Source organism: Pseudomonas sp. 3A(2025) (assembly GCF_054589175.1).
In genome coordinates, this window is sequence record NZ_BAAILM010000022.1 from 177,033 (window position 1) to 203,757 (window position 26,725).

At 63.3% G+C, this 26,725-nt stretch carries 22 protein-coding genes and 1 pseudogene; 9 read left to right on the forward strand and 14 right to left on the reverse strand.

What is annotated here, in order from left to right; genetic code table 11:
* Positions 1–11: 11 nt before the first annotated feature.
* The 10 genes from ACYP2A_RS09010 to ACYP2A_RS09055 form a co-directional block, all read right to left on the reverse strand.
* Complete coding sequence (locus ACYP2A_RS09010) at positions 12–1,151, reverse strand: serine hydrolase domain-containing protein (RefSeq protein WP_459744519.1); 1,140 nt, start codon at positions 1,149–1,151, stop codon at positions 12–14.
* Complete coding sequence (locus ACYP2A_RS09015) at positions 1,151–2,305, reverse strand: iron-containing alcohol dehydrogenase (protein WP_459744520.1); 1,155 nt, start codon at positions 2,303–2,305, stop codon at positions 1,151–1,153. Before ACYP2A_RS09015 ends, ACYP2A_RS09010 begins: the two co-directional genes overlap by 1 nt.
* A gap of 141 nt (positions 2,306–2,446) precedes the next feature.
* A complete protein-coding gene (locus tag ACYP2A_RS09020; protein ID WP_459744521.1) occupies positions 2,447–3,094 on the reverse strand; it encodes a LysE family transporter in 648 nt (215 codons plus the stop codon).
* Positions 3,091–4,827 (reverse strand): FAD/NAD(P)-binding protein, encoded by a 1,737-nt coding sequence (locus tag ACYP2A_RS09025; RefSeq protein WP_459744523.1) that lies wholly within the window; start codon positions 4,825–4,827, stop codon positions 3,091–3,093. The genes ACYP2A_RS09020 and ACYP2A_RS09025 overlap by 4 nt, the downstream gene beginning before the upstream one ends.
* Before the next feature lie 5 nt (positions 4,828–4,832).
* Complete coding sequence (gene sbnA, locus ACYP2A_RS09030) at positions 4,833–6,842, reverse strand: 2,3-diaminopropionate biosynthesis protein SbnA (RefSeq protein ID WP_459744525.1); 2,010 nt, start codon at positions 6,840–6,842, stop codon at positions 4,833–4,835.
* A gap of 9 nt (positions 6,843–6,851) precedes the next feature.
* A complete protein-coding gene (locus ACYP2A_RS09035) occupies positions 6,852–8,159 on the reverse strand; it encodes a SidA/IucD/PvdA family monooxygenase (protein WP_459744526.1) in 1,308 nt (435 codons plus the stop codon).
* Between the two features lie 12 nt (positions 8,160–8,171).
* A complete protein-coding gene (locus ACYP2A_RS09040) occupies positions 8,172–9,149 on the reverse strand; it encodes an ABC transporter substrate-binding protein (protein WP_459744527.1) in 978 nt (325 codons plus the stop codon).
* Positions 9,146–10,270 (reverse strand): NAD(P)/FAD-dependent oxidoreductase, encoded by a 1,125-nt coding sequence (locus tag ACYP2A_RS09045; RefSeq protein ID WP_459744528.1) that lies wholly within the window; start codon positions 10,268–10,270, stop codon positions 9,146–9,148. The genes ACYP2A_RS09040 and ACYP2A_RS09045 overlap by 4 nt, the downstream gene beginning before the upstream one ends.
* Positions 10,271–10,281: 11 nt before the next feature.
* The gene (locus tag ACYP2A_RS09050; RefSeq protein ID WP_459744530.1) at positions 10,282–11,781 is read right to left on the reverse strand and encodes a methionine--tRNA ligase; all 1,500 of its coding nucleotides are present in this window, start codon (positions 11,779–11,781) and stop codon (positions 10,282–10,284) included.
* Positions 11,774–12,166 carry a cupin domain-containing protein gene (locus ACYP2A_RS09055; RefSeq protein ID WP_459744531.1) on the reverse strand — a complete coding sequence of 131 codons (393 nt, stop codon included), beginning with the start codon at positions 12,164–12,166 and terminating at the stop codon, positions 11,774–11,776. The genes ACYP2A_RS09050 and ACYP2A_RS09055 overlap by 8 nt, the downstream gene beginning before the upstream one ends.
* 256 nt (positions 12,167–12,422) lie before the next feature.
* Here ACYP2A_RS09055 and ACYP2A_RS09060 point away from each other — a divergent pair, with 256 nt between their 5' ends.
* Positions 12,423–12,683 (forward strand): DUF2790 domain-containing protein, encoded by a 261-nt coding sequence (locus tag ACYP2A_RS09060; RefSeq protein ID WP_459744533.1) that lies wholly within the window; start codon positions 12,423–12,425, stop codon positions 12,681–12,683.
* A 37-nt stretch (positions 12,684–12,720) separates the two neighbouring features.
* On the opposite strand, the gene ACYP2A_RS09065 is transcribed toward ACYP2A_RS09060, so the two are convergent.
* A complete protein-coding gene (locus ACYP2A_RS09065) occupies positions 12,721–13,920 on the reverse strand; it encodes an MFS transporter (protein WP_459744534.1) in 1,200 nt (399 codons plus the stop codon).
* Positions 13,921–14,038: 118 nt separating this feature from the next.
* Between ACYP2A_RS09065 and ACYP2A_RS09070 the strand changes: the two genes are divergently transcribed.
* From ACYP2A_RS09070 to ACYP2A_RS09095, 6 genes and pseudogenes are all read left to right on the forward strand, one after another.
* On the forward strand, positions 14,039–14,935 hold the full coding sequence (locus tag ACYP2A_RS09070) for a LysR family transcriptional regulator (protein ID WP_459744535.1): 897 nt from the start codon (positions 14,039–14,041) through the stop codon (positions 14,933–14,935).
* A 134-nt stretch (positions 14,936–15,069) separates the two neighbouring features.
* Positions 15,070–17,247 carry a multicopper oxidase family protein gene (locus tag ACYP2A_RS09075; protein WP_459744537.1) on the forward strand — a complete coding sequence of 726 codons (2,178 nt, stop codon included), beginning with the start codon at positions 15,070–15,072 and terminating at the stop codon, positions 17,245–17,247.
* 314 nt (positions 17,248–17,561) lie between these two features.
* Positions 17,562–18,077: a sigma-70 family RNA polymerase sigma factor gene (locus ACYP2A_RS09080; protein ID WP_459744538.1), complete on the forward strand. Its 516-nt coding sequence runs from the start codon at positions 17,562–17,564 to the stop codon at positions 18,075–18,077.
* Positions 18,074–19,000: a FecR domain-containing protein gene (locus ACYP2A_RS09085; protein WP_459744540.1), complete on the forward strand. Its 927-nt coding sequence runs from the start codon at positions 18,074–18,076 to the stop codon at positions 18,998–19,000. The genes ACYP2A_RS09080 and ACYP2A_RS09085 overlap by 4 nt, the downstream gene beginning before the upstream one ends.
* 411 nt (positions 19,001–19,411) lie before the next feature.
* Positions 19,412–21,473: pseudogene (locus tag ACYP2A_RS09090) on the forward strand (TonB-dependent receptor).
* Positions 21,470–22,450, forward strand: a complete 981-nt coding sequence (locus tag ACYP2A_RS09095; RefSeq protein WP_459744541.1) for a dienelactone hydrolase family protein — start codon at positions 21,470–21,472, stop codon at positions 22,448–22,450. The pseudogene ACYP2A_RS09090 and the gene ACYP2A_RS09095 overlap by 4 nt, the downstream one beginning before the upstream one ends.
* On the opposite strand, the gene ACYP2A_RS09100 is transcribed toward ACYP2A_RS09095, so the two are convergent.
* From ACYP2A_RS09100 to acuR, 3 genes are all read right to left on the reverse strand, one after another.
* Complete coding sequence (locus ACYP2A_RS09100; RefSeq protein WP_459744627.1) at positions 22,447–23,325, reverse strand: site-specific integrase; 879 nt, start codon at positions 23,323–23,325, stop codon at positions 22,447–22,449. The genes ACYP2A_RS09095 and ACYP2A_RS09100 overlap by 4 nt on opposite strands.
* A 102-nt stretch (positions 23,326–23,427) precedes the next feature.
* Positions 23,428–24,423, reverse strand: coding sequence for an acrylyl-CoA reductase (NADPH) (gene acuI / locus ACYP2A_RS09105; RefSeq protein ID WP_459744543.1), 996 nt, complete (start codon positions 24,421–24,423; stop codon positions 23,428–23,430).
* 37 nt (positions 24,424–24,460) lie between these two features.
* Entirely contained in the window at positions 24,461–25,096 is a 636-nt protein-coding gene (gene acuR, locus ACYP2A_RS09110; protein ID WP_459744544.1) for an acrylate utilization transcriptional regulator AcuR, read from the reverse strand.
* Between the two features lie 246 nt (positions 25,097–25,342).
* Between acuR and modA the strand changes: the two genes are divergently transcribed.
* Entirely contained in the window at positions 25,343–26,044 is a 702-nt protein-coding gene (modA, locus tag ACYP2A_RS09115) for a molybdate ABC transporter substrate-binding protein (protein ID WP_459744629.1), read from the forward strand.
* Entirely contained in the window at positions 26,045–26,725 is a 681-nt protein-coding gene (modB, locus tag ACYP2A_RS09120; RefSeq protein ID WP_459744546.1) for a molybdate ABC transporter permease subunit, read from the forward strand.

Here is a 26,725-nt window from a genome sequence, read left to right on the forward strand (position 1 = left end):
CCGCCCGGCCATCAACGCCGATAGATAGCCTGTACAACGCCGTCCGCCAGCGCGCCCCACGCGCCGGCCACTGCGGTATTGGTCATGACCACCAGGCTCAGTTGCGCCTGCGGGTCGACCCAATAATGGCAACCGAACAACCCGCACCAGCCCCACGTGCCGGGGCCTTGTACATGCCCGGCAGCGTCGGGGTCTGCAAGCACTGCAGGCCCCAGGCCAAACCCCCAGCCCGGGCCACGACTGGCCATCGGCAGATCGCCGAGCGCGTTGCCCAGCAAGGCGGCGGTGCTCGCTGGAGTCAGCAGCGGCGTGCCGCCCATGCGTAAACACTCAAGCAAGCGCAGATAGTCGTCGGCGGTGCCCAGCAGCCCGGCGCCGCCTGAAGCGTAGGCGTTGGTGCTGTGAGCCCGGCTGGCGGACAACTGCGCCAGGCCGCTGTCGAGCAGCAGGCTGTCGTGTTCGGCGATGGGTTGCGGCAATTCCGGCGCGTCTTTGTAAGGCCGCGCCAGCGGGCGTTCCGGCTGGTCGACAAAGCCAGTGGCGGTCATCTGCAAAGGCTCGGTCACCCAGCGGGCGATGGCCTGGGCCAGCGGCAAGCCGCTGGCTTTCTCGATCACAGCACCCAGTACGTCGGTGGCCAGCGAGTAGCCCCAGGCGCTGCCCGGCTTGAACAGCAACGGCACCTGCGCCAGCCGTTGCAGGTTTTGCTCAAACGTCAGTTGCTGATCATCCAGACCATCGGACACGCCAGCGAGGTGATAAGCATTGCCGGGCGGCTGTTCGAAGCCGTAACTCAGGCCGCTGGTGTGCGACAGCACGTGCCGCAGGGTGATCGCCGCCTCACAGCCATCGGCCAGCCGGGGGCGAAAATCCTCCAGCCAGTCGCTGACCGGTTGCTGCACATCGAGCATACCCAGCTCGCACAGGCGCAAGGCGGTCACCGAGGTGAGCAACTTGGTCAGCGAGGCCAGGCGAAAGCGCGTGTCGCGCTGCATCACCCTGCTCGCTTCACGGTCTGCCCAGCCCCGGGCGCTGGCATGGCGCAGCTCACCAGCCTGGGCCAGCAGCAAGACGCCGCCGACAATCTGCCCGCTGTCGACCTGCCTGTGCCACACCTCGCTGACACGCGCCAGCGCCTGAGCATCGAGCATCAGAACCCCCGCACCGCGTGGCTGAAGATCTGCTGATAGCCCTCGGCCGAATGACGCACAGGATTGGTGTGCGAACAACCGTCGTTAAAGGCCATCTGCCCGATCAACCGTGCATCGCGCTCGTCGATGCCCAAGGCCGCCAGCGTGTGCGGAATGCCCATGTCTTCGCGCAGCTGCAGCAGCCAGTCGAGCACGCCCTTGAAGCCCGGCACCGGCAGGCGCAGGTAGTGGGCCAGGTCTTCCATCGGCCGGTGCAACACCGACTCGTTGGCGAGCAGCACATAGGGCAGCACGATGGCGTTGAGCAACCCGTGGTGATGGTCGTACAGCGCGCCCAGCGACTGAGCGATGGCGTGCACACCGCCCAGGCCGCGCTGAAACGCCGCCGCGCCGAGGCTGGAGGCGACCAGCATGTGCTCGCGCGCCTCCAGGTCCTGGCCGTCTTCAACCACGCGCGGCAGGTGCAGCTTGATCATTTGCATGCCCTTGACCGACACTGCTTCGGCCATCGGGTGCCAGACCGGCGAGCACCAGGCTTCCATGCAGTGGGTCAGCGCATCCATGCCGGTGGCGGCGGTCAGGTGCGTGGGCAGGCTCAGGGTCAGCCGCGCATCGAGAATCGCCACCCTGGGCATCATGCGGATATGCAGGATGGTGCGTTTGACCTGTGCTTCTTCGTCGGTGATCACCGCCGCCCGGCCGACTTCGGAGCCGGTACCGGCGGTGGTTGGCAAGGCGATCAGCGGCGCGATGCCGTCGGGGTCGGCGCGCAGGTGGTTGTCGCCGATGTCTTCGAAATCCCACAACGGGCGGCTCTGCCCGGACATCAACGCCACGGCCTTGGCCGCATCCAGCGCGGAACCGCCGCCAAAGGCGATGACGCCGTCATGGTTGCCAGCCTTGTAGGCGGCCAGGCCTTCGGCGACATTGGCGCCGGTGGGGTTGCCCTTGACCTGATCGAACAGCGCACAGTGGCCCAGCTCGCGGCGGCAGTCGTCCAGTGCTTGCTGGATCATGTGGCTGCTGCCCAAGTCGCGGTCGGTGATCAACAGCGGCCGGCGGATATTGCTGTCGCGGCAAGCGCCGGCCAGTTCCCGCGCACGGCCGGCGCCGACACGGATGGAGGTGGGGTAATGCCAGTTGCTGGTGTGCATGAGGTCGTTCCTTGATGAGTGGATACAAAAATCCGTAACGCTGCGGACCGTAGGACCGGCCGGGCGGCGCACCGCTTTAGCCGGGAACGGTATCGCTGCGATTCCCGACTAAAGTCGGTCCTACAAAGGCGGTGTGGGTCGTCAGAGGTGCAGCCATGCCGCCGGAATCAGGCCCAGCAGCAGGCGCAGGCCGAAGGCGACCATGAACAGGCCGGTGATGATGTCGATGGCCTTTTTCATGCGGCGGTAGCGCTCCTGCACGGCCGGGATGGAGAACAGCGTGGCCAGCAGCACGAACCACGAGATGGCCAGTACGGCGATGATCGACACGCCGGCGGTGCGCACCCACATCGGCAGGCCGGGGGCGGCCACGGTGGTGAACACGCTGGTGTAGAACGCCAGAGCCTTGGGGTTGGTCATGTTGGTCAACAGGCCAAAGCGATAGGCGCGGCTCAGGCTGCCGATGCCCAGCGCCTTGATGTCACGCGGGGCCGGCTGGCTGCCGGCGCTGCGCAGGCTCTTGGTGCCCAGCCAGGTCAGGTAGGCGCCGCCAAGCAGTTGCAGGCCCGGTTGCAGCCACGGCAGTTGCTGGAACATCAGGCCCAGGCCCGTGGCGGCGAGCAAGGCCCAGATGATGCTGCCAGAGGCCACGCCTAGCCCTGCGCAAATGCCTTGCTGGCGAGACTGACTGAAAGACAGTTGGGTGATGACCAGAAAGTTCGGGCCGGGGCTGATGATCAGTACGATAAAGGCACCGGCCAGCGCAGTCAGCAAAGTGAGTTCGTTCATGAAGCGTTCCTCAGGTCCGTCGATAAATGAAGTGCCAGGCTTTGCAGGCAATCGTGTACCGCCCGCCGCGCTTGCAGGGGCGCGAGGCACTGCGGGTCGGGGGTGGGCACGTAGTGGTTGTAAAAGGTGCAGCCTTCGACCGCTGGCCCCAGCAGCCACAGGTGTGAATGGGGCTGGCCGTCAGCACGCAGCGCCCGGCCAACGGCATCGATGGCCACGCCGTCGGCCGGGTACGGATGGGCGGCGTGAATCAGGCCCTGACGTAGCAAATCGGCGAGCAGTTCATTACGGTTATGCCGCAGACCGCTGTGGCTGACCCGCGCTGAAATACGCTGCTCGACCTCCAGCACTGAGGCCTGAGCCGGCGCCAGCACCTCGACCACGCCGGCATCGATCAGCGCCAGCAGGTCTTCATGGCGCTCACGTTGCGGCCCACCGACCAGCCGGTTGGAGACCCCGGCATACACGGCGTAAAACGCCTGCGTCGAGTGCGCCTGCAAGCCATCGTGATCGGCGACCAGACGCAACACATCGCGGTAGTCGCGCCAGACTTCCAGCGCCTGGGTCAACGGGCTGCGCGAAGTGCCCGAGCGGCTGCGGATCAGGTCTTGCTCGATCCACTGCCGAAACCAGGCGGCGTAGCTTTCAGGCGCGCCGCTCCAGGGTTCGGTGGCGTGCCACTGCGCAGGATCGAACGGCCCCCATTGCGCAGCCAGCCGGGTAAACAGCGCTTGCCGCTCATGGGTATCAGCGGCGTGGCGCAAGGACTGTTGCAAGTCGCTCAGTTGTGCCGGTGCCTCAAGCCGCACGCAGGCCTGATAGAACACGGCACGCATTTCGTCCTCGATCAGCGGCAGCACTTCACCGGTGAAATCCAGTTGGCCATCCGTTGCCTGCCGACGCAGCGCTTCGATGGCGGCGGCAGTGAAGTACAGCCGTGACCAGGCCTGACGCTGTACGCCATCGTGCTGCGGGCGGGCATGAAACGGCCGGCCGCTGCGCGAGTACAGGTACAAACGCGGCTCCGCGCCGCTGGGCACATAGCGCCAGCCGGCCAGGCTGTTATCGGCGACAAAGCGCCCGCCGCGCCCTTCGGTGAGTGACGCAAGCGTGTCCATGGCGCTCAGCCCCAGGCCTTCGATGGCCACGCGCTGGCCGATATCGACGGGCAACGGCGCGCCGATGGCATGCCCGCAAGAGATGAATAGCGCGTCATAAATACGCTGCTCGCCCTGTCCGGTGCCTAGCTGCCAGCCCGCAGCGTGCGGCTGGGCACTGACGACTCGCTGCGCCACATGCTGCACCTGCAAACCGGGCGGGCAATGGCCAAGCAGCCAGCGGTAGCTGTCTTGCAGGTAACGGCCCAGCAAACGGCGCGGAACAAAATCGCCAAAGCCGATCGGCCGTCCCTGACCGCTGCTGTCGAGATGGCCCCGCGCATCGAGGCGCAGATCATGGGCCTGGCACCACGCCAGAAAACTCAAGCCCGGCGGCTGGGTCGCCGGGTGCGCGGTGCTAAATGCCGAGAGTTGCCCGGCCATGGTGTTGAGCATCAGGTAATCGGGCTGTTCGCTCAGGTGCAGGCCGCTGCCCGGTGTCTGCGGATCGAACAGATCGATGTGCAGGGCACGGCCCTCATGCCGGTGCAGGGCAATGAATTGCTCCAGCAGGCTCAGGCCCCGCGAACCCATGCCGACGATGGCGATACGCAATGGATCGATACGTGAAGTCATGGCCATCACCAGCGGTTCGATTCAAAGAAGAAATCCGCCACCGGCAGCGCCCGCCCCTGCTCCAGCGCCTGGCGGTACACGCGCTGGCCGACCGCAAGGTCAAGCACGCCCAGGCCGAACGGCGAGAAGATCGTCGGCCGCGTCGGGTCGAGGGTGATTTCGCCGAGCATCAGCTGCGCCAGGGTGCCGGTGATGAACGCACGGTGCTGGTACTCCTGCACCGCCAGTTGCGGCGAGGTGCCGGCCTTGAGGCAGTGCTCGACGTCGTCGAACAGGTTGTTGGCCTGGGCAATCAACGCCGGCCCCAGGTCGCGCAACGAGATGTTCAGGACGATTTGCCCAGGCGTCAGCAGCGGCTCCAGCACATATGGGTTGGGCGCGGTGGTGGCGAACACCAGCAGGTCGGCACGAAGGCTGGCGCCCAGGTCCACAGCTTCAATGTGCAGGTTGTGTTGCCGGCGGGCGTGTTCGATCAGCGCCTGCGCAGAACCTGCGTGACTGTCGTGGACGCTGATGTGCTCGAACTGCCAGCCATCGGCGACCAGCAGATCGAGAATGGTGCGGGCAATAAAGCCCGCGCCGACCAGTGCCAGATGCCGGATGTTGCGTTGCTGGTGATTGATCCAGAGCGCACCCAGCACGGCCGACGCCGCCGTGCGTGTGGCGCTGATGCGCGACGCTTCAAGGCACGCATAGGCATAGCCGGTGTGCGGATCGTTGAGCAACAGCACCGCCGAAGCGCGTTGCAGGCCAGAGTCGATATTGCCTGGAAAGCTGGAAATCCACTTGATCCCGGTCACCGGCTGCTCGCCGTCAAGGCTGGCCGGCAAGGCAATGATGCGGTTGGCCGGCTGCGCCGGAAAGCGCAGAAAGTAGCTGTCCGGGTTGATCGTGCGTCCTGCTTGATGGTGCAGATAGGCCTGGCGTACATCCTCGATGCTGGCTTGCGGGTCGCTGGCCAGAATGTGCGCCACGCTGGCACCGTCGACCACATGAAAGGCCGCTCGCAACGGCTCAGGCTCGGCAAAGTACGTGGTGTGCGCAGCCTCGACGGTCAGGTCCGCCAGGGTCATGTCCAGCACTTCGCGGCCAAACCGCTGTTCGACCCAGGTATCGTCGTACAGCGTGTCGAGGTAGCGCTCGCCCCAGTCCGGCGACAACGCCACCACCACCGCGCCCGGCTCGATGCGCTCGCGCCAGGCGTGCACGGCAGCCACCACTGTCGCGGTCGAGCCGCCGACCAGCAGGCCGCGGCTGCGCGCCAGCAAACGGGCCATGGCCACGGTGCGCGCTTCGGGGACCATTTCCAGCGCATGAATGCCTTGCGGATCGAAAATCGGCGGCCGCTGGCTGGTGCCCAGCCCCGGAATGAAGCGCCGTCCGGCCGGCGTGCCAAAGGTCACCGAGCCGACACTGTCGACGGCAATGATTTTTGTCTGCGGGTGATGCTTGCGAAAGTACTGCACGCAGCCCATCAGGGTGCCGGTGGTGCCGGCGCCGACGAACAGGTAGTCGACCTGGCCGAAGTGCTCGCCGATCGAGCGCGCCGTGGTCTGCGCATGCGCACGCGGGTTGGCGGCGTTTTCGTACTGATTGAGCCACACATAACGCGCATCGCGCAGCAACAGGTCGCGAATCAGCGCAATGCGCGTGCCGAGAAAGCCGCCGTTGGCATCGGCGGTTTCGACCTGGATCACCTCGGCACCGTAGCTGCGCATCAGGCGGATGCTATGGCTGGCGCTGTTGGGGTCGACCACGCAGGTGAAACGCAGGCCACGGCTGGCGCAAAGCATGGCCAGGGCTACACCGAGGTTGCCCGACGACGACTCGATCAGCACGGTGTCGGGGGTGATCAGGCCGCGGGCCTGCAAGTCGTCGATCAGCGCAACGGCGGTCTTGAGCTTGATCGAGCCGGCCGGGTTGAACGACTCCATTTTCAGTTGAAAGTCAGGACCGATGCCGGTCACGTTAAGGAAGGTGCGGTCGTGAATGATGTCGCCGATGGTGTCAAACATGCTCATCACTCACTGTGCCAGGGCAATGGCCGGCGCCGAGGTGGCGACAGCGCTGTTAATAGCATTGGCAATCCGTTCGGCACGCAGCGCCATCATCGAGAACGACTGGCTGTCGCTGATGCCGTGGCTGCGCTCGGACAGGCCGTTGACCCACAGCTGCACATCGCAGTGCTCAGCGGTGGCGATGCGGTAATCGCGGTCGATCAGCAGGCCACCCTTGGCGTCGCTGGCCAGCCACGGTTGCAGGCTGGCGAGCAGCGCCGGCACGCGCAGTTGCTGGTAACCGGTGGCGAGCACGATGGCGTCGACCTCGACCACCTGGCTGCGCTGGCTGAAACTGTCGGTGAGCGTGACCCGATAGCTGTTGCCCAACGGCTCTACAGCGCTGACCTGGTGATAGCCGTAAGTGCGCAGGCGCTGGCGGCCGGCGATGGCGTCTTCGTAGGTCAGCGAGAACAGTTTCTGGCTTTCGTCCGGGTCGATGCCGGCATAGTTGGTGGCGCGGCTGTAGTCGAGAAAGTGCTGGCGTGCGGCAGCGTCCAGGCTATGGAAATAGTCGACGTGGTCGGGGCCGAACACACGGTTGGGGAATTGCCCCAGTTGAGTGAGCTTGAAACCGGCGCTGCGGTGCACCGAATGCACCTGCACGTCGCGGTCGCGTTCGATCAGCTCCAGCACCGACTCGCTGGCGCTCTGGCCGGAACCGATCACCAGCCAGCGCTTGAGCAGCTCGCTGCCGAAGGCTTGCAGGCGGGTCAGAAATTGCGAGGTGTGGAACACTCGCGGCCCCAGCAACGCGGTATAGCGTTCGGGAATCTGCGGCACGCTGCCGCTGGACAGCACCAGATTACGGGTGGTGAACAGCCCGTTCGGGGTTTGCACCTGTACTTCACGCAAGCGGCCGTTGCGGATCACCGGCAGGATGTCCGTGGCCGGCGTGTTGAAGTGGGTGCTGGCGTCGACCTGGCGCGACACCCAGGCCACGTAGTCGGACCATTCATGGCGGCTGGCCGGGCGACCAAGCAGGCCGAATTCGAACATCCGCCCTTTGTCCTTGAGGTACATGGCAAAGGAAAAACGGCTGCGCGGGTTGCGCGGCGTGACCAGATCGCGGAACACGTGGTGGTTGATGTCGGTGCCGGCCAGCAGCAATTCGCGGTGCCATTGGGTGTCGGCGGCGCTTTCGACAAAGCGCAGGTCCAGACGCCCCAGCGGGTGGCCCTGTTCGCGTGCGTCTTCAAGTACGCAGGCCAGGGCAATCCCGGCAGGCCCAAAGCCGATGCACAGTGCATCGGAATCAATCGTGTGATGACCCATGAAAATCCGTCCTTAGTGATGTGGGTAAACAGGTGTGGCGTGCAATGGCTCAAGACCGCCCGGCCCAACGCGCCAGATGCAATTGCGTACGCCCTGGCATTCGCCGTGCACGAACGCCACGTCGCCCAGCGGGGTGGCGAAACGTTCGCGGTGCAAGGCCTCCAGCAAGGCGCGGCGGTTCGGCCACTCGCGTCCGGCCAGTGCAGCGACCACGTGCAACAGGCGCAGGCTTTCGCGGTAGTAGGTCTGTGGCGCGCAGCCGAACAGCGGCTGGTGCTGGTAATCGTCAGCGCTATCGTCGAAACCGATCACGTAGGTGTCGCTGTCCTGCGCACAGGCCTTGCCCAGGTGCGTTGAGGCGGCATCGTCGGTCAGCACCAGCGGTGTTTGACTGCCGGCCGCACGCCGGGCCTGCCAGTGTTCGCGGCTGGGTTTCAGGCGCCCGGCAAAGATTTCCAGTTCGGCCTGTTCCGCCGTGGCGACCTGTTGCAACCCCTGCCTGGCGACCTGTCGGGCAATGGCGACCGCCAAAGCCTGGCCATGCGCACTGTCATCGGCGGCGATGTGCAGGCGTTGCCAGCCGCGGGTCTGTACCCAGGCCAACAGGTCGCCGGCCAGGTGCTGATCCGCCGGGCAAAAACGCAAAACGTTGCCGTGCTGCGTCAAGGCATCGACCGTCGCTGCCGGGGTCAGCAGCGCGATACCGGCTTCGCGATACAGCGGTGCAGCGGCCAGGGCGGCATCGGAAGAAAAGTGTCCGATCACCAGGTCTGCGCCCCAGTCGATCATCTGCTGCGCGACCTCGGCGCCGCGCTGTGGGTCGGCGCCGTCATCGAGCCAGTGCCAGCGCACGCCGTTCAGGCCCGGCAGCAGGTTGCGGCCCACGGCCATGGCCCGCAGAAAGGTCCGCGCATGCGCAGTGACCGCAGGATCGAACACCGCGCTGACGCCGACCCGCAAAGGACTGGGCAAACCGTTGAAAGCCGTCATGGCTGCACCCTTTCGGCAAACACCGCCGGTTGCAGGGCGCGACGCGGGCACAGTGGCGCCCATTGCGGCTCTGGCTGGCGGTCTTCATCGGCCAGGTAGCGGCTCAGTTGCCGCGCGGCGATGTCGGCAATGCCCGGCGCAAACTTGAAGCCCAGCCCGGACATGCCGCAGGCCACATACAGCCCGCGCTGGTCGTCGACAAAGCCCAGTAACGGCCGGCCATCGGCGCTGTAGCTGTCAAATCCCGGCACGATGTCGAGCACCTGCGCCTGGCCGCCGCCGGCCAGTTGCGTGACCCGCTGGCGGGCATCGGCGAGATGCCGCGCATCGGGGCGCGCCAGGTCTTCGGGCAACAACGCGCGGTCGCGCAGGCCGCAGCCGCTCTGCACGATGTGCCGGCTGAGCGGAATGGCGTAGCTGGCGGTCGGCGCGTCGATCACCGGCAACGGCCAGTCGCGGTCGGTCAACACCCGGGCCAGCGGGATGCTGCGGCTTTCGACATTCAGCTCCGGCAACAAGCGCCGGGTCCAGGCGCCACTGGCAAGCACCAGCACCCGGCAGCGCAAACGGCTTTCGCCCAGATGGATGCTGGCCGAACCATCGGCCTGCCAGTCAATGGCCTGCACCCGGCAATGCTCCAGCACCAGCCCCGGCCCGCGCAGCACCGCACACAGGCGCGCCGTGGCCTGGCGCACGTCGCCGACGCAGGCGCGGGCTTCGTACAGATCAAGCCGGCTTTCGCGGTGCAGGTACGGGCCATAACCCTGTACCAGGCGCAGCGGATACTCCGCGCTGGCATAGCGTTCGATGGCCGCGTTCAACTCTGCGTGTTGCTCCGGGGCGGCGCGATACAGCACACCGGTGCGGCGCAAGGCCTGGGTGTAGGTGGCCGCGAACAGGTTGCCGGCCATGACCTGCAACGAATGCGCAGTCAGTTGCATCAGCAGCGGGTCGCCGTCATACAGGCGCACCAGCCCGCCGGAACAGGCGCTGGCACCGAGGCTGGCGACGCTGCCCTGATCGAGCAACGCCACCTCCAGGCCGAGGCTGGATAAGCGCGCGGCAATGCTTGCGCCGACAATGCCGGCGCCGATCACGGCGACTTGATAATCGATGTCCATATCGGGTGCGCTCAGATGGAATAGTCGGCGGCAGGACCGGACAGCACGGTGGCGGTGATCCGCGCTTCGGGCAGGCCATACGCGGTCACCAGATGGGCGGCGGTGTCGGGAATCAGGCTTTTGCCGATCACCGCGATCAATGCGGCAAAGTGGCTGACCGGACGGCCTTCGGCCAGCCGCGTGCGGGCAATGGCAATCGCATCGAGCAGCACCTGGGCCATGTGCTGGATCGAGAACTGCTTGAGCTCCGAGGCCTTGCACCATTGCAGGCGCAGCGCCTCGAGCAAGCCAGCATCCGGGCCACAGAAGCCGCTCCACCAGTGATCGCGCTGGGCGGGGCCGGCCTGCAGCAGCGTCGGGAAAAATTCGCCGAACACTTCCTGACGCCAGGCCTGAAATTGCGCCAGACGAAAATCACCCTCGCTTTGTTCAGGCGCGATGCTGGCCAGGTACAGCCGGGCGCTGTCCGGGCAAGCCTCACGGGCCAGGTCGGCGACCCAGATGGCGTGGTTGCGGCTGGTCGACAGGTTCAGGCCGTCGAGCTTGAGGAACTGGTTAGGCACAAAATGCTGCCGCACCCGCAGCCCGTCATGGGCGGCCAGTTGCGCCGGGTAGACGATGCAGTGGCTGAACACGCAATCGAAACCCAGAAAGTTGACCAGCGTGCCCTGCCCCGAGCGCCAGTACTGATTGAACAGCTCCGGGTTGCCGACACGCTCGGCGTATTCCCTGAAGGCGGCGATATAGCCGGCCAGGCCCATGAACCAGGTGTGTACGCGGCACGAGCCATCGGCGGCCAGGTCCAGCCCACCGTCGTGCGGCCGGGTCACGCCCCAGTCGTGCAGGTGCTCAATCGTATCGCGCAGCCAGGCATTGAGCGGTTCGCGCCACTGACGGCCAAGCAAGGTGTCGCGCAACACCGGCTTGAAATCGGCCAGTTTCAGGAACGCCCGGTGCGTGCTTTTAAGCTTGGGCGCCTTGTGGCACAGCTTGCAATACAGGCCGCTCATCAAGGCGCCGTCAGGCGCCTGGGCGCAGTTTTCGCACTGGCTGGGGTCCGAGTCGTGGCCACAGTAGTTGCACAGGCCGCGGGCAAAGGCTTCATAGCCCCATTTATCGCAGTCGGCGCAATACGGCTCGTCGCTGTCACGAAACTCGATGGCGCCGGCTTCTTGCAACTTACCGAACACTTCGCTGACAGCCTGATGAAACCAGGGGTTGTCGTACGGGCGCATCCAGTTGTCGGGCTGGATATTCACCGCCGCCAGTGACGCTTCGATGCGGTCGGTGTTGCGCCGCGCCAGCTCGATGGGGTCGACGCCCTGCTCCAGGCCCTTGCGCAGCATGTACGACTGGTAGTCGTCGGAATACGACAGCAGCACGCAGTCGTGGCCGCGCTGGCGCTGCACGCGGGTGAACACATCGGCACCCAGGAACGGGCCGGCAATATGGCCGATGTGCAGATCACCGTTGGGCGTTGGCGGGGTGATGGTGACAATGAACTTAGTCATCGAGACACCCCGTCGTTTCAGTGTGACGGGTGAGGAAATCGTTGACGTGGTTCATGTCCCACCAGATCACGTAGAAGTGAAAGTCTTCATCGGAATCGTTGATGACGTAGTGGTGGGTGTGCTTGGGGATCGCGGCGATGTCGCCCTTGGTGAAACTCATTTCCTTGTCGCCGATCACCAGCCGCGCCGTGCCCTGGATGGCGATGAACAGCTCCTGGTCGATCTGCGTGTGGGTGGCGCTGGTGGTGCCGGGACGCACCACGCACCAGCCGCCGCCAAACGGCATCGGGTACCCCTCCCAGGGCAGCAAACGGCTGCCGTCCAGGCCATATTCGTGAACCAGGGCGTCAAATCGCGTCTTACGGTAGATATCGAACTGTTCCATGCTCAAACCCGCTGTTGTTGGTGGGCAGAGCATGAAACTGATGGCAAAAATGCACTATCGGATGGCTGGATAGCTCAGGGTCGACGAATCGAAGGATTCAATCGATGACCTTTAATCGTTCCATCGGAACTGTATCGGTTATATCGATTGTCTGTATTGACAGGCACCATTTCTGCAGACCGGGGGGCATCTCTAGAATGGCGCCATAGGCAAAGCGAACTGCGACTTTGCACTGTTGAGAAACACGGAGAACACCATGAAATATGTAATCTTTGCTGCCCTGTCGATGTTCAGCGTTATGGCCTCGGCCAACAGCGACACCACCCCGCAAGCGGCCGATGTACAGCAGTACAGCTACTCGCAAAACCTCGATGTCGCCAAAGTGATCAGCATCGATGCGGCTGAATCGGACTTGTGCGAGCCCGTGGCCGCGAGCATGGTCTACCTCGACAGCCAAGGCGTTGAGCACGAACTGCACTACTCGCGCCTGAGCGAAACCTGCTCTGCTCATGGTTGAGTCAACAGGCTTGTGACAAGGCCGCCGAACTCAGGGTTCAGGCGGCCTTTTTTGTTTTCTCGATACGTGGCCAGGCAGTAATAAGCGTCAGCAGCAACAGCAGGATAATGGCCGGTGCAAAGGCTCCGGCGTCCAGGCGCTGCAACAGCACGCCGCCCAGCAACCCACCGCCGGCAATGGCCATGTTCCAGGCCGTGACCAGCATCGACTGGGCCACATCCGCCGCCTCCCCCGCGCGCTTGGCCAAGGCAGTCTGAAACAGCGTGGCCGCACCACCGAAGGCCAGCCCCCAGATCGCCACTGCCAGATAGATGACCCACGGTGTTTGTCCGGCCACCGCGAGCAACGCTGCCGACACACCGAACAAGCCGATGCTGGTCAGGGTCAAGGTACTCAAATGCCGATCGATCAACACGCCGACAATCCAGATACTCGGCAAAGCCATCACGCCAAACACCAGCAGCACCCGATCGGTGTGCGTGCCCATGCCTGCATCGGCCAGAAACGGCGCGATGTAGGTATAGAGAATGTTATGCGCCAGCACATACCCCAGCACCACGCACAACACCGGCCGCACGCCTGGGAGTTTCACCACCTGGCGCAGCGACAGGCGCGCGCCACCAGGCTTGCCGGCAAAGTCCGGAAGCTTGAAACGTATCCACACCATCAGCAGCAACGCCAACCCGCTCATCAGCCCGAAACACAAACGCCAGCCAAGCAGATTGCCCAGCCAGGTGCCGGCCGGTACGCCCAGCGACAACGCCAGCGGCGTGCCAACCATGGCAATCGCAATCGCCCGGCCCTGTTGTTGCGGTGCGACCAGGCGTGCGGCATAGCCGGCCAACAGTGCCCAGAGCAGGCCGGCCGAGACCCCGGCCAGCAAGCGCGCCACAAGAGTCAATGCGTAGCTGTCGGACAAGGTAGTAACGGTGTTGGCGATGGCAAAACCGAAAATCGCCGCCAACAGCAACGGTCGGCGGCGCAGGCCTTGAGTGATGGCGATCAAGGGAATGGCGGCAATCAGCGACCCCAGCGCATAGACGCTGACCAGTTGCCCGGCCAGTGCTTCGGACACCTCCAGGCCGGCACTGATCTGTGGCAGCAGGCCGGCCGGCAAGGCTTCGGTCAGGATCGTGATGAAACCGGCCAGCGCCAGCGCCAGCAAAGAGGCCAGCGGCAGCCGCGCCGCAGGTTGGGTGTCGCTATCGAGTGATGTTGTCGCCGCTGAAGAGCTCATAGGCACCTGTCTGCATTGGAATGGAAAAACAGGCGCTCACCTTAGGCAGACGGATCTTTCTGGACAATATTGCTGATATTCTTAACATATCGGACAAATTCTCCTGAATGAATCGGTCATGGAATCGCTGAGCGGCATTGCCTTTTTCGTCGAGGCGGCGCAAACCCGCAGTTTCTCCGAGGCCGGGCGTAACCTCGGCGTCTCCGCTTCGGCGGTCGGCAAAAGCGTGGCACGCCTCGAACAACGGCTGGGGGTGCGCCTGCTGCATCGCAGCACCCGCAGCATCACCTTGACCGGCGAAGGTGCGCTGTTTCTGGAGCGTTGCCGGCGGGTATTAGGGGAACTGGAAGCGGCAGAGCTTGAGCTGTCGCAGACTCGCCAGGCACCACAAGGACGGTTGCGCGTCAGCCTGCCGCTGGTCGAGCGCCTGGTGATGCCCGCCCTCACCGGCTTCATGCACCGCTATCCGGCCATCGAGCTGGACCTGGATTTCAGCGACCGTCTGGTCGAGGTCATCGAAGAAGGCTTCGATGTGGTGGTGCGCACCGGCGAGCCGCAGGACTCCAGGTTAATGTCGCGGGTGCTGGGCAATTTTCAGATGCGCCTGGTCGCCACGCCCGCTTATCTGGCCCGCCATGGCACACCACGCACGCCTGCCGACCTGGCCCGGCATGCTTGCCTGCGGCACAAGTTTCCCAGCACCGGCAAGCTTGAAACCTGGCCGTTGCTGCGCGCACCGGACGAGGCAGAACCGCTGGTGCCGGCGACGCAGGTGTGCAACACCATCGAGGCGCTGCTGAGCGTGGTGCTGGATGATCTGGGCATCGCCTGCCTGCCGGACTTTCTGGTCGGTGAGCCTATCGAGCAAGGGCGACTGGTGAGCGTGCTGGACGATGCCTTGCAGTTTCAAGGCACCTTCCGCCTGCTCTGGCCGTCGAGCAAGCACCTGTCACCCAAGCTGCGGGTATTTATTGACCACATGGTCGAAAACCTCTTTCCGTCCAATGCGAACTAGCGCTCTGACCTCAATATCAATGATGGCGATGTGCCAAAAATTCATTTTACAGTCATCGGATCCGGAGTACATTTCCATTCCTGTGGAGCCAGGCTCGATCCCGCAGTCGGCACGAACACAAGGAAGGCATCAGGATGATCAGTCTCAACAAGGAGGCCCGGTCGGGCCGTAACCGTCAGGGCGGTTTTCTATCGGGTGCATTGGCGCTGACCCTGCTCAGCCCGCCAATGGCCCTGGCCCTTTCTCTGGATGAGGGACGCATCCCTCGTGTCGGCAACCCCAGCGAACTCACCGGCGAGCGCACGCTTTATCGCGTTCAGGCAACACCAGGCCAGGCCCTGCCGGGCGTTGCGCAAAACGCCAAGGCCGGCCAGGCATTCGTGGACGTGCTGAGCAACGAGACAGAGATCGATCTGACACTCACGTTCTCGGACCCGGCCAAGACCCTGGTGCGCAATGCAATGTCCGGTCGGCAGGACCATCTGCAGGTTCGCACCTACAACGGGGAACTGATTCCGCCGACCGTTCACGTTCGTCCCGGCGATACCGTGCGCATGAATGTCGATAACCAGTTGATCTGCGACCAGGCCAAATCACCAGAGCACTGCAAAGACGACAACCCTGTTTTGAACGTGACCAATCTGCACAGCCACGGCCTTTGGGTTTCACCAGCGGGCAACAGCGACAATGTGTTGTTGAGCATCAAGCCCGGGGTCAAGTTCCAGTACGAATACAACGTGCCCCTCGACCACCCGTCCGGCCTGTACTGGTATCACCCGCATACCCATGGCTCGACCGCCATCCAGGTGTCTGGCGGTATGGGCGGCGCGCTGATCATCGAGGGCAACCGTGTGCCGACGCTGAAAAAGACCGGCGATCTCGACACTATCCTCAAAGCTGCAAATGGCGAAAAGCTGCCAGAGCGCGTGGTGGTGCTGCAGCAAATCCAGTACGCCTGCCGCGACAAGGAAGGCAACATCAAGAAAACCACCACCTCCGGCGGAGAAGTCATCGGCTGGGCGTGCGAAGAAGGCGATATCGGGGTCATCAATAACCTGGATGATCTGGGGCCCAGCAGTTGGGATGAATCCAATCGCTACACCACCCTCAACGGCAAGGTGCAACCGCGCTTCGACGGCGCAGTGGCCGGGCGGGTCGAGCGTTGGCGGGTTGTGCATGCCGGTATCCGCGATACCGTCGACCTGGGGTTCTATAAGGTCAAGGCCGACGCCGCTCCCTTCCCGGAGAAGCCCGGTGCCGAAGCTCTGTGGATTCAGGAAAACTGCGAAGGGCTGAACGATGATGCCCAAGGCGAACCCAGCGCTGCGCAGGTGCAGTGGCAGTACGCCTCGGATGGCCTGACCCAGACGCACCTGACGCCGATCAAAAGCAATGTGCTGCAACCGGGCTACCGTACGGAATTTCTCACCGTCTTCGACAAGGCCGGGCAGTATTGTGTCATCGACAAGAAGACCGTCTCGGCCGCCTCGATCAACGACAACAAGCGGACCCTGCAGACGCCCAGCCAGTTGCTTGGCTTCGTCGAAGTCAAGGCCGGCACTTCCAAACCCACCCAGGACAGCAAAGAGGTCATCCGCCAGACCCTGGTGACGGCGGCCAGGCGCTTGCCCGAAGATATTCGCGGGGCCGTGGTCAGCGATCTGCAGCAGGACGCCATTGCGTTCAGCCATTTCGTCAAACACAAGCCCATCGCGGATGACGAGCTGCTTGAACAGCGCCAGCATCTGGCCTTTGCCATCGGCAACGATGCTGAAGGGACGTTCAAATTCATGATCGATGGCAAGTCCTTTGGCGACAAGGATATGCCAACCCGTAACCTGAAACTGGGCACGGCAGAAGAATGGGTTCTGGAGGCGCACAATCAAATCCCGGACTCGGATGCGTTGATCAACCACCCGTTCCACATCCACGTGAACCCGTTCATTGTCAGCCGCATCTGCAAGAATATCGGCGAAAATGACGCTGCGGAGCTCAAGGCCGAAGCGGCCAGGAACGACGGCTGTCTGGATGTGACCAACCCGGCCTACTCGCGAGACCAGCGCCTGAAATGGGAGGGAGGAGATCCGCAATACATCGACCTGAAGGGGGTCTGGAAAGACACGCTGTTCGTCAAGCAGGGCTACAAGGTTTATGTGCGCACGCGGTACGAGCGCTACATCGGCGAATATGTCCTGCATTGCCACATCCTTGACCATGAGGACAACGGCATGATGCAGCGCGTCAATGTCTATCTTGCAGGCGACTCTGCAGACCCGTCCGTTGCCAAGGATGCCGCACACGCAGGCCATTAAGTCGTCACAAGCAATCCGTGACGATAGTCACTATCAATAAAGTCGATGATAAATTCGCGCGCCCCGATGGTACGGTGCGCCTCGATGAATAACGACCCGGTGGCCCGCTCCGGCGGCCGGGTGCTCCCTTCATCATTCCTTTGGTTAGATCTGTTTGGCCACCTCACGTTAGTGCGGTGGCCTTTTTTTATGCCCTGTAAAAAGGTTTTCATATTACTTTTTGATTAGATGCGCGAATTTTATATTCTTTCGTCGGCACCCCGCCATCACGCTAGGCTAGCGTTCCTGACTGCCGTCTTACGCATCGATCCGCCATGTCTATCACTTCGCCGACCGGGCAGCATGCCTGGACCCGCCTGCTGTTCGAACGCGAATTCGCCTGGCTGCGCAACCATTTGCAACGGCGCACCCAGAACCGCCACGATGCCGAAGATTTCGCCGCAGAGACGTTTCTGCGGGTCTTGCGCCTGGACAACGGCGAGAGCATCCGCGAACCCCGCGCACTGCTGACCACGATTGCCCGGCGGGTGATGTATGAAAGCTGGCGCCGCGCGGATCTTGAGCGTGCGTACCGCGACAGCCTGGCCAGCCTGCCCGAAGAGGTGCAGCCTTCGCTTGAGGATCAGTACCTGGCCTGCGAGGCGCTGCAGTTGCTCGACCGCTTGCTCGACGGTTTGCCGGGCAAGGTCAAGGCGGCGTTTATCCATCATCATTTCGGCGGCCTGACTTACAGGGAAATAGCTCAAGAGCTGGGGGTCAGCGCGCCGCGCGTGCACCAATACATGGCCCAGGCGTATCGCTGCTGCCTGCAAGCGTTCATGCCGTCATGAACACTCACGACACACTGGAGCAAGCCGCCAGCTGGCTGGCGCTGATGAGTTCGGGCGAAGCCACGGCGCAACAGCATCAGGATTATGAGCGCTGGTGTCGGCAGTACCCGCGTGAAGCGGCGGCTATCGGCCAGCTCAGCGGCCAGTTGCGCGGTTTGCAGGACCAAGGCATAGGCGGCTTGTCGAGCCGCCAACTGGTCGGTGTGGTCAACACGCCGACGACCCGGCGCCGGGTGTTGCGCGCCGCCGGTGGCGGATTGGGCCTGGGATTGCTGGCAATGCTGGTAGGCCCCGACGCGCTACGCGCCTTGCAGCCGGGCCAGCACTGGCGCACCGACACTGGCGAGCGCCGGCAACTGATGCTCGGCGACGGCAGCCAGTTGACTCTGGATGCCTGCAGCGCAGTGTGCGCCCCGCAACCACGCTGCCTGGCACTGGAGCAGGGTCAGATCAGCCTGCGCATCGCTCAGGGTGCAGCGTTTCGGGTAGATACCGCGCACGGCTCGTTGCTCAGTCATCAGGCACGGCTGGTGCTGCGCCGCGAGGCACACGCCAGCCGCGTGTCGGTGCTTGAAGGCAGCGCCCGGTTGTTCAGCGAGGGTCAGGAACATCGGCTCGATGCCGGGCAGCGGGCGCGCTTCGATAGCAGTGGCTTGATCGCTATCGAGGCGGGCGCCAATGCCGACGATGCCTGGACACGTGGCCTGCTACGGGTCGAAAACCAGCCGCTGAGCCAGGTGATTCAAGCCTTGCAGGATTACCGTCGCGGCGTGATCCAGCTCGATGCCAGCGTGGCCCTCCGGCGTGTCAGCGGCGTGTACCCGCTGGACGACACCGACCGCAGCCTGGCCTTGCTCAGCGACAGCCTGGGGTTGCGCCTGCAGTTTTTCAGCCGGTACTGGGTGCGCATCACGGCGGCATAAGCTTATGCGCAAAGGGTCTGAGCGTTGCTCTTAACAAACGCGCCCGGCATTGCACATCAAGGCATAACCCACCAAAGGAATGCTTCAATGCCGTTTTCCCGCACCCTCCTCAGCCTGGCGATCGGCCTGGGCGTTGGCTTGCCCGCACTGGCGGCCGACCATGAGTTCCAGATCAGCTCAGGCCCCTTGGCCACGACCCTGTTGAGTATTTCCGAACAAAGTGGCGAGGCGATTTCGTTTGATCCTGAGCTGGTGGCGCCCTTGCAGGCGCCGGCGGTGCGCGGCCGGTTAAGCAACGAACAGGCGATTGCCGCCGCCCTGCAAGGTACCGGTCTGGTGGCCCGTCCTGGCGAACACGGCACACTGGTTGCCCGCGCAAGCGTTGCATACAGCGATGCACCAGCCAGCGACTTGCCGCCCGCGCCGGCGCTGGCGGTGGCGGTGGTCACCGTGACCTCCGAGCACCGCAGCGAAGACCTGCAGCGTACGCCGCTGGCGATTTCTGCCTTCGATACCCAGCGGCTGGAACAGACCCAGGTCAAAAGCGTGCGCGACCTGGCCGGCCAGGTACCCAACCTGAGCCTGGGGCGTAACTCCATCGGCCACAGCACCCAGACCTATTCGATTCGTGGCATTGGCGAGTCCGACCCGATTCAGGAAGCTGCCGTCGCGGTGTATGCCGACGATTTGTACATTCCGCGCGCCATCGGCTCGATGGTCGATTTCAGCGATGTCGAACGCGTCGAAGTGCTGCGCGGCCCGCAAGGCACGCTGTACGGGCGTAACAGCAGCGCCGGTGCGATCCGCATTCTGACCCGCGACCCGAATCAGGAAACCCGCGCCCTGTATGAGCTGGAAGCAGGCAATTACAACGCGCGTAATGCACGGCTGACGGTCTCCGGGCCATTGATCGACGACACCCTGTTTGCCAGTTTCTCGGCCATCGACCTGCAACGTGACGGCACGGTGCGCAACAAGACCTTGAACCGCGATGGCAACGACATCGACAGCCAGGCTTATCGCGGCAAGCTGCGCTGGGCGCCAGACGACTCGCCGTGGGATGTGCAACTGACCCTGTCCGGCAGTTTCGACCACGGCGAGAGCGCCAGCTACACGCCGTTCGACAGCAACGGCCATTACGACAAGTTCAGCACCCGCCTGAGCTGGGTACCGCACAACCGCCTGGACCAGGGCAGTTCGGTGCTGCGCGCCACTTACGCGATCAACGACAACCTGAGCATCAAGTCCATCAGCGCCTGGTCGGCGTTCAATCAACGGGTCAACTCGGAAAACTCAGGCGCCGCCGAGTTTATCCAGCGCTCGTATATCCTCTACAAACAGAACTACGCGACCCAGGAATTCCAGCTCAACGGTGATTACGACCGTTTCAACTTCACCACCGGGCTGTTCCTGTTCCATGAGCGTTTCAGGGCCGAGCGTGACAGCCTGACCAACAACATTGCCCAGAACCGCATCGTCGGCAACGGCCTGTACAGCACCACCCGCACCGACAGCGCAGCGATTTATGGCCAGGGCAATTACCACCTGACCGACAAACTGAGCCTGACTGCCGGCCTGCGCTTTACCCATGAGCGCAAGGACTTCACCTTCTCCAATTACGACATCACCACCGACCAGCAGCGCAATGGCCTGCGCTTCAGCGCCGACGAGAATCAAACCTGGAACTCCTGGACGCCGAAGCTGGGCCTGGAATACGCCTGGTCCGATACCCTGCTGCAATACGCTTCGGTGTCGCAGGGCTTCAAGGCCGGCGGCTTCGATAACCGCGCCACCGCAGCGGCCTCCGCCGAAACGGCATTCGACCCGGAGACCGTTACTACGTGGGAAACGGGCCTGAAAGGTGAGTTCTTCAATGGCCGGCTGCGCAGCAATGTGGCGCTGTTCTACAACGACTACAAAGACCTGCAAGCCACCGCCTACGCGCCTTCGATCGGCAACTTTATATGCGCGCATCAACGCCGGCGGTGCCCACACCTATGGCGTCGAGCTGGAAAACCAGTGGGCGGCTACCGATGCCCTGCAACTGACGCTTAACGTCGGTTACCTGGAGGCTTACTACGAGCGCTTCGCCAATGCCGGCGGCCCAGGCATCGATGCCGACGACAACCGCATGCCGCTGTCGCCGCGCTGGAGTGCATCCACCGCCGCCAGTTACCGCTTGCCACTGGACCTGCCGGGCGAACTGACCGCCAACAGCGACCTGCAATACCAGGCACGCTCGACCTCCAACCCGCTCAACCAGCCGATCTACGACCTGCCCGAGCAGTGGTTCTGGAACGCCAACCTGCGCTATGTCACAGGCGACGGCCACTGGAGCGCGGGCGTTGCGGTGAAGAACATTCTCAACCGCGCCTACCCGCAGTCGGTGATCTACTCCGCCGCCAGCGGCGCCCGCGCCTATGGCCTGAACGACCCGCGCACCGTGCTGTTTTCGCTGAGCTACGAGCTATGAAGGGCTTGATTGCGGGGCTGCTAATGGTCGGGCTGTTTTTTGCGCAGGCGCAGGCGGCCGATGAGTCGCTGGCCGATCTGCCGGCGCGGGTCGAGTTGCTGAGCATCGACAGCCTGACCCTGAGCGATGCGCAGTTTCTGACCGGCGACGGCAAGGCCACGCCGGTACGACTCGGCGCCGAGTTGCGCCTGCCGCAAGGGGTGCAGAAGCCGCCGGTGGTGATCATGCTGCATGGCTCCAGCGGTCTCGGCGCGGGCAGTGAATATTGGGTACGACTGCTGAATCACAACGGTTTGGCAACGCTGACGCTGGACAGTTTCAGCGGGCGCGGGTTGGTCAATGTGTCGAAAGACCAGGCGAGTCTGGGCCGCTTGAACATGGTGCTCGACAGCTATCGGGCGCGTCAGGCATTGGCGGCGCATCCACTGGTCGATGGCCAGCGGGTCGCGCTGCTGGGCTTCTCGCGCGGCGGGCAGTCGGCGCTGTACGCCAGCGTGCTGCGCTTTCAGAAATTGTGGGGTGGCGAGAACGCCTTCAAGGGCTTTTTTGCGTTTTATCCCGATTGCGCCACCCGTTATCTGGACGACAGCCAGACCCAGGCCGTGCCGATTCGCCTGTTCCATGGCCTGGCCGATGACTACAACGGTTTCGAGCGTTGCGCCGAGTATGTTCAGCGCCTGCAACAGGCTGGCCAGTCAGTGAAGCTTTACCCGTATGCCGGTGGTCATCACGGCTTCGACTATCCGCTACCGTTCGCCACCCGTGTATCACAAGGGGCGCAGAGCGTGCGCAATTGCCGGATCGAGGAGCAACGTCCCGGCGAGTTGATCAATCGCCAGACCGGCAAAACGTTCAGCTTTCAGGACAGCTGCGTGAACACCGCACCGCACGTGGGCGCCAACCTGCCCGCCGGGCAGCAGGCGCGGGCCGATGCGCTGGCTGAATTGTGCGAGGTACTGGGCTGTCGCGAGCCTTAAAGCTCCAGATGATCGACCACTCGCCGCCGCTCGTTGTCGTTGCGCATGTCGTAACTGGCGGTGGTCGCGATGTGGGTGTGGTGCGCCAGTTTCTGGGCGATGGACAGATCGAATTCCTCGATGACGCGGGTGATGAACGAACGACGGAAATCGTGGGGCATGATGTCCACGCCCACCTGGCGACCACGCTGACGGGCGATGAAATAGATGGCGTGCTTGGTGATGCGCTCGCGGGTGATGTGGCTGCCGCGACGGATGCGGTTGAACAGAAAGGTGTCGTCCGGCAGCCCGGCCGGCAGGTCATCGCGGCGCAGTTGCAGCCAGGTTTGCAACGCTTCGAAGGCCCAGGCCGGGGCGTATTTGATCAACTGCTTGTTGCCCTTGCCTTGCACACACAAGCTGCGCTGCTCGAAATCGACCTGGGCCAGATCGATGTTCACCGACTCGGACTTGCGCATGCCCGAGCCATAAAGAATAGCGATGATCGCCGCATCGCGCCGGCCTTGCGGGCGCGGGTCGGCGGCGCAGACGTCCATCAGCTCACGGATCAGGCTGCGGCGGATATTGCGCCCGCGACTGAGCCGTGAGCCGGCCATGGGCTTGACCGAACGGATTCTGAGCAACTGGTCATGGCTGATCAGGTTCTGCCGCCAGGCTTCGTTCATCACCCCACGAATGGCGTTGACGTACAGCGAAGTGGTGTTGGGCGCGTAATCGTCATCGCGCAGGGTCGCCACCAACGCGGTGATATGCCCTGGTTGCAGGGTGTGCCAGGGCACATCGGCAATGTCCACATCGATCAGCCCCAGGCGGTCGGCGGCATCCTGCAGCACATAGCGCATGGTCTGCCGGCTTGAAGGCGCCAGGCGGTCCATGTACAGGCGCAGCGGGTTGCTGACATCCGGCAAGGTGATCGGGGTGGGACGCGGTTGCTCTGACACGTGTGAAGCCTTTTCTTTTGCAGCTCTGGATTGGGTTTAGCGGTTGACGTCGACGATCACACGTCCACGTATCTCGCCAGCGATCAGCCGGGGCGATTGCTCGATGACTTCGCTCAGGCCGATTTCATGGCTGATCAGGGACAGCAAGGCCGGATTGAGGTCGGTGGCCAGACGGGACCAGGCTTCGATACGGTCTTCAAACGGGCGGTTCACGCTGTCGATGCCGGCCAGAGTCACGCCGCGCAGGATAAACGGCGCGACAGTCGCCGGGAATTCCATGCCCTGGGCCAGGCCGCAGGCGGCAACGATGCCGCGATAGCGCGTGGCGGCGCAGGCATTGGCCAAGGTGTGGCTGCCCACCGAGTCGACCACCGCCGCCCAGCGCTCCTTGAGCAATGGCCGGCCCGGCTGGTTGAGTTCGTTACGGTCAATGATGGCGCTGGCGCCCAGTTGCTTGAGGTAGTCGCTCTCGTGCGGGCGGCCGGTGGAGGCCACCACCTGGTAACCCAGGCGCGCCAGCAAAGCCACGGCAAAACTGCCCACGCCGCCATTGGCGCCGGTGACCAGCACTTCGCCGTCCTCGGGTTTGACGCCGTGCTTTTCCAGGGCGATGACGCTGAGCATTGCGGTGTAACCCGCAGTCCCAATGGCCATCGCTTGGGCGGGAGTAAACGCCGCGGGTAAGGGAATCAGCCATTCGCCCTTGAGGCGCGCCCGCTGGGCCAGCCCGCCCCAATGGCCTTCACCGACGCCCCAGCCATTGAGCAGTACCTGATCGCCGGTCTTGTAGCGTGGGTGATCGCTGCTGTCGACCGTACCGGCCAGATCGACGCCGGGCACCATCGGAAAACGCTTGATGATCGGGCTGCTGCCGGTAATGGCCAGCGCGTCTTTATAGTTGAGGGTGCTGTGCGACACGCGCACGGTCACATCGCCGTCTGGCAGGGCGCTTTCTTCAAGGTTGCTGAGGCTGACCTGATAGCCCGCCTCGTTCTTGTCGATGAGGATGCCTTTGAATGTGCTGCTGGACATGTCGCCTCCTTTTGGACCGATCGTCTTGCAGCCGGGTTTATTGCGGCAAGCCGCGCAGGAACCCGGCAATAAAGGTGTTCAACGGTGCATCGCCTTGTACCAGCCGGGCACGCAATACCGCGCCTTCCCAGCCGATCCAGAAAAATGCCGCCAGCTCATCGCAATCGGCACTGCGACCCAGTTCACCCACCACTTTGGCGCTGCGCAGGCAGGTGGCCAGACGGGCTTGCCAGTCGAGCTGGATCTGCTCCAGCCGTGGGCGAAACGCTTCGGGCAGCACACTGATTTCCTGGCCCAGATTGCCAACCATGCAACCACGGCGGTAATCATGGCGGGCCATGCCGGTCTTCGCCGCCTGCACGAAACTGACCAGGCGCTCCAGCGGCGACATGGCCTCATTCAGCAGATGGCGGTCCAGCAGATCGGCGAAATACTCAGCGTAGCGATCGAGCACTTCGCGGGCGAAGATTTCCTTGCTGGCGAAGTAGTTGTAGAAAGAGCCCTTGGGAATGGCGACCTGCTTGAGCAGAAAATCCAGGCCCGTGGCGGTGAAGCCCTGCTCGGTGAGGACTTCAAGGCCGCGACGGATCAACACCTCGCGGGTTTCGAGGTTGTCGCGGTCGAGCTTGGGCGGGCGACCTGGACGGCGGGGTTTGGCGATAGATTCATTCATGAGGGTAGATATTAGACCGAGTGTTTTAAATGTCAATTGTGTTATGCCAAGCGGGCGTACGGCGACGCTGTCATGTGAAAGCACTTTCCCGTGCACGACCTAACGCTATATATTCAAATACATAGCGTTAGGCCTTCAGTGATTAAAACAACACCCCCCACCTTCTGCCGGAGCCGTTTCATGCGTGAATTCCCCTTGCGTGTCGCCTTTAAGTCCCTCGCCATCACCGCCGCCGTATGGGGCGTGATGCCGGCTTACGCCGATGAAGTCCAGGTCGCGGTGGCGGCCAACTTCACTGCACCGATCCAGGCCATCGCCAAGGATTTCGAAAAAGACACCGGGCATAAACTGGTGGCGGCCTTTGGCTCGACGGGCCAGTTCTATACCCAGATCAAGAACGGCGCGCCGTTCGAGGTGTTCCTGGCGGCCGACGACACCACACCTGCCAAGCTTGAGCAGGAAGGCGACACCGTCAAAGGCTCGCGCTTCACCTATGCCGTCGGCACCCTGGCGCTGTGGTCGGCCAAGGAAGGTTATGTCGACGCCAAGGGCGATATTCTCAAGGCCAATACCTGGCAGCACTTGTCCATCGCCAACCCGAAAACCGCCCCTTACGGCCTTGCCGCCACGCAAGTGCTGGAAAAGCTGGGCCTGACCGAGTCGACCAAACCGAAGATCGTTGAAGGTCAGAACATCACTCAGGCCTATCAGTTCGTTTCGACCGGCAATGCCGAGATCGGCTTTGTCGCCCTGTCGCAGATCTACAAGGACGGCAAGATCAGCAGCGGTTCGGCCTGGCAAGTGCCCGCCGAGTTGCATGATCCGATCAAGCAGGACGCAGTGATCCTCAACAAGGGCAAGGACAACGCCGCCGCCAAGGCGCTGCTCGACTACCTCAAGGGTCCGAAAGCCGCTGCGGTGATCAAATCCTTTGGTTACGAGCTGTAAATGCCGCTGGACAGCAGCGACCTGGCGGCGATCTGGCTGACGTTCAAGCTGGCTTCACTGACCACGCTTATTCTGCTGGTGATCGGCACGCCGATCGCACTGTGGCTGACCCACACCCGATCGTGGCTCAAGGGCCCGATCGGCGCTGTGGTGGCGTTGCCGCTGGTGCTGCCGCCCACGGTGATCGGCTTTTACCTGCTGCTGTTGCTCGGCCCCCATGGCTCTGTCGGTCAATTGACCCAAAGCCTGGGGCTGGGCACCCTGACCTTCAGCTTTGCCGGATTGCTGGTCGGTTCGGTGGTGTATTCCCTGCCCTTTGTGGTGCAGCCGCTGCAAAACGCCTTCGCCGCCATGGGCAGCCGCCCGCTCGAGGTCGCCGCGACCCTGCGCGCCGGGCCTTGGGACACGTTTTTCCATGTGGTGCTGCCGCTCGCTCGTCCTGGTTACCTGACGGGCGCAATTTTGGGGTTTGCGCACACCGTCGGCGAATTTGGGGTGGTATTAATGATCGGCGGCAATATCCCCGACAAGACCCGCGTGGTGTCGGTGCAGATTTTCGATCACGTCGAATCCATGGCCTATGAGCAGGCGCACTGGCTGGCCGGGTTCATGCTGGTGTTTTCCTTTCTGGTGCTGCTGGCGCTGTATTCCAGCGGCAAGAACAAGACGGTCTGGAGCTGA

Bases quoted from the DNA above. Each gene is read 5' to 3' on its own strand.
- ACYP2A_RS09045 (WP_459744528.1), bottom strand. From the start codon at position 10,270: ATGGACATCGATTATCAAGTCGCCGTGATCGGCGCCGGCATTGTCGGC.
- ACYP2A_RS09025 (WP_459744523.1), bottom strand. From the start codon at position 4,827: ATGACTTCACGTATCGATCCATTGCGTATCGCCATCGTCGGCATGGGT.
- ACYP2A_RS09100 (WP_459744627.1), bottom strand. From the start codon at position 23,325: ATGGACCGCCTGGCGCCTTCAAGCCGGCAGACCATGCGCTATGTGCTG.
- ACYP2A_RS09055 (WP_459744531.1), bottom strand. From the start codon at position 12,166: ATGGAACAGTTCGATATCTACCGTAAGACGCGATTTGACGCCCTGGTT.
- ACYP2A_RS09020 (WP_459744521.1), bottom strand. From the start codon at position 3,094: ATGAACGAACTCACTTTGCTGACTGCGCTGGCCGGTGCCTTTATCGTA.
- ACYP2A_RS09065 (WP_459744534.1), bottom strand. From the start codon at position 13,920: ATGAGCTCTTCAGCGGCGACAACATCACTCGATAGCGACACCCAACCT.
- sbnA (WP_459744525.1), bottom strand. From the start codon at position 6,842: ATGTTTGACACCATCGGCGACATCATTCACGACCGCACCTTCCTTAAC.
- ACYP2A_RS09075 (WP_459744537.1), top strand. From the start codon at position 15,070: ATGATCAGTCTCAACAAGGAGGCCCGGTCGGGCCGTAACCGTCAGGGC.
- ACYP2A_RS09070 (WP_459744535.1), top strand. From the start codon at position 14,039: ATGGAATCGCTGAGCGGCATTGCCTTTTTCGTCGAGGCGGCGCAAACC.
- ACYP2A_RS09080 (WP_459744538.1), top strand. From the start codon at position 17,562: ATGTCTATCACTTCGCCGACCGGGCAGCATGCCTGGACCCGCCTGCTG.
- ACYP2A_RS09015 (WP_459744520.1), bottom strand. From the start codon at position 2,305: ATGCACACCAGCAACTGGCATTACCCCACCTCCATCCGTGTCGGCGCC.
- modB (WP_459744546.1), top strand. From the start codon at position 26,045: ATGCCGCTGGACAGCAGCGACCTGGCGGCGATCTGGCTGACGTTCAAG.
- modA (WP_459744629.1), top strand. From the start codon at position 25,343: ATGCCGGCTTACGCCGATGAAGTCCAGGTCGCGGTGGCGGCCAACTTC.
- acuR (WP_459744544.1), bottom strand. From the start codon at position 25,096: ATGAATGAATCTATCGCCAAACCCCGCCGTCCAGGTCGCCCGCCCAAG.
- ACYP2A_RS09095 (WP_459744541.1), top strand. From the start codon at position 21,470: ATGAAGGGCTTGATTGCGGGGCTGCTAATGGTCGGGCTGTTTTTTGCG.
- ACYP2A_RS09085 (WP_459744540.1), top strand. From the start codon at position 18,074: ATGAACACTCACGACACACTGGAGCAAGCCGCCAGCTGGCTGGCGCTG.
- ACYP2A_RS09040 (WP_459744527.1), bottom strand. From the start codon at position 9,149: ATGACGGCTTTCAACGGTTTGCCCAGTCCTTTGCGGGTCGGCGTCAGC.
- acuI (WP_459744543.1), bottom strand. From the start codon at position 24,423: ATGTCCAGCAGCACATTCAAAGGCATCCTCATCGACAAGAACGAGGCG.
- ACYP2A_RS09050 (WP_459744530.1), bottom strand. From the start codon at position 11,781: ATGACTAAGTTCATTGTCACCATCACCCCGCCAACGCCCAACGGTGAT.
- ACYP2A_RS09060 (WP_459744533.1), top strand. From the start codon at position 12,423: ATGAAATATGTAATCTTTGCTGCCCTGTCGATGTTCAGCGTTATGGCC.
- ACYP2A_RS09035 (WP_459744526.1), bottom strand. From the start codon at position 8,159: ATGGGTCATCACACGATTGATTCCGATGCACTGTGCATCGGCTTTGGG.
- ACYP2A_RS09010 (WP_459744519.1), bottom strand. From the start codon at position 1,151: ATGCTCGATGCTCAGGCGCTGGCGCGTGTCAGCGAGGTGTGGCACAGG.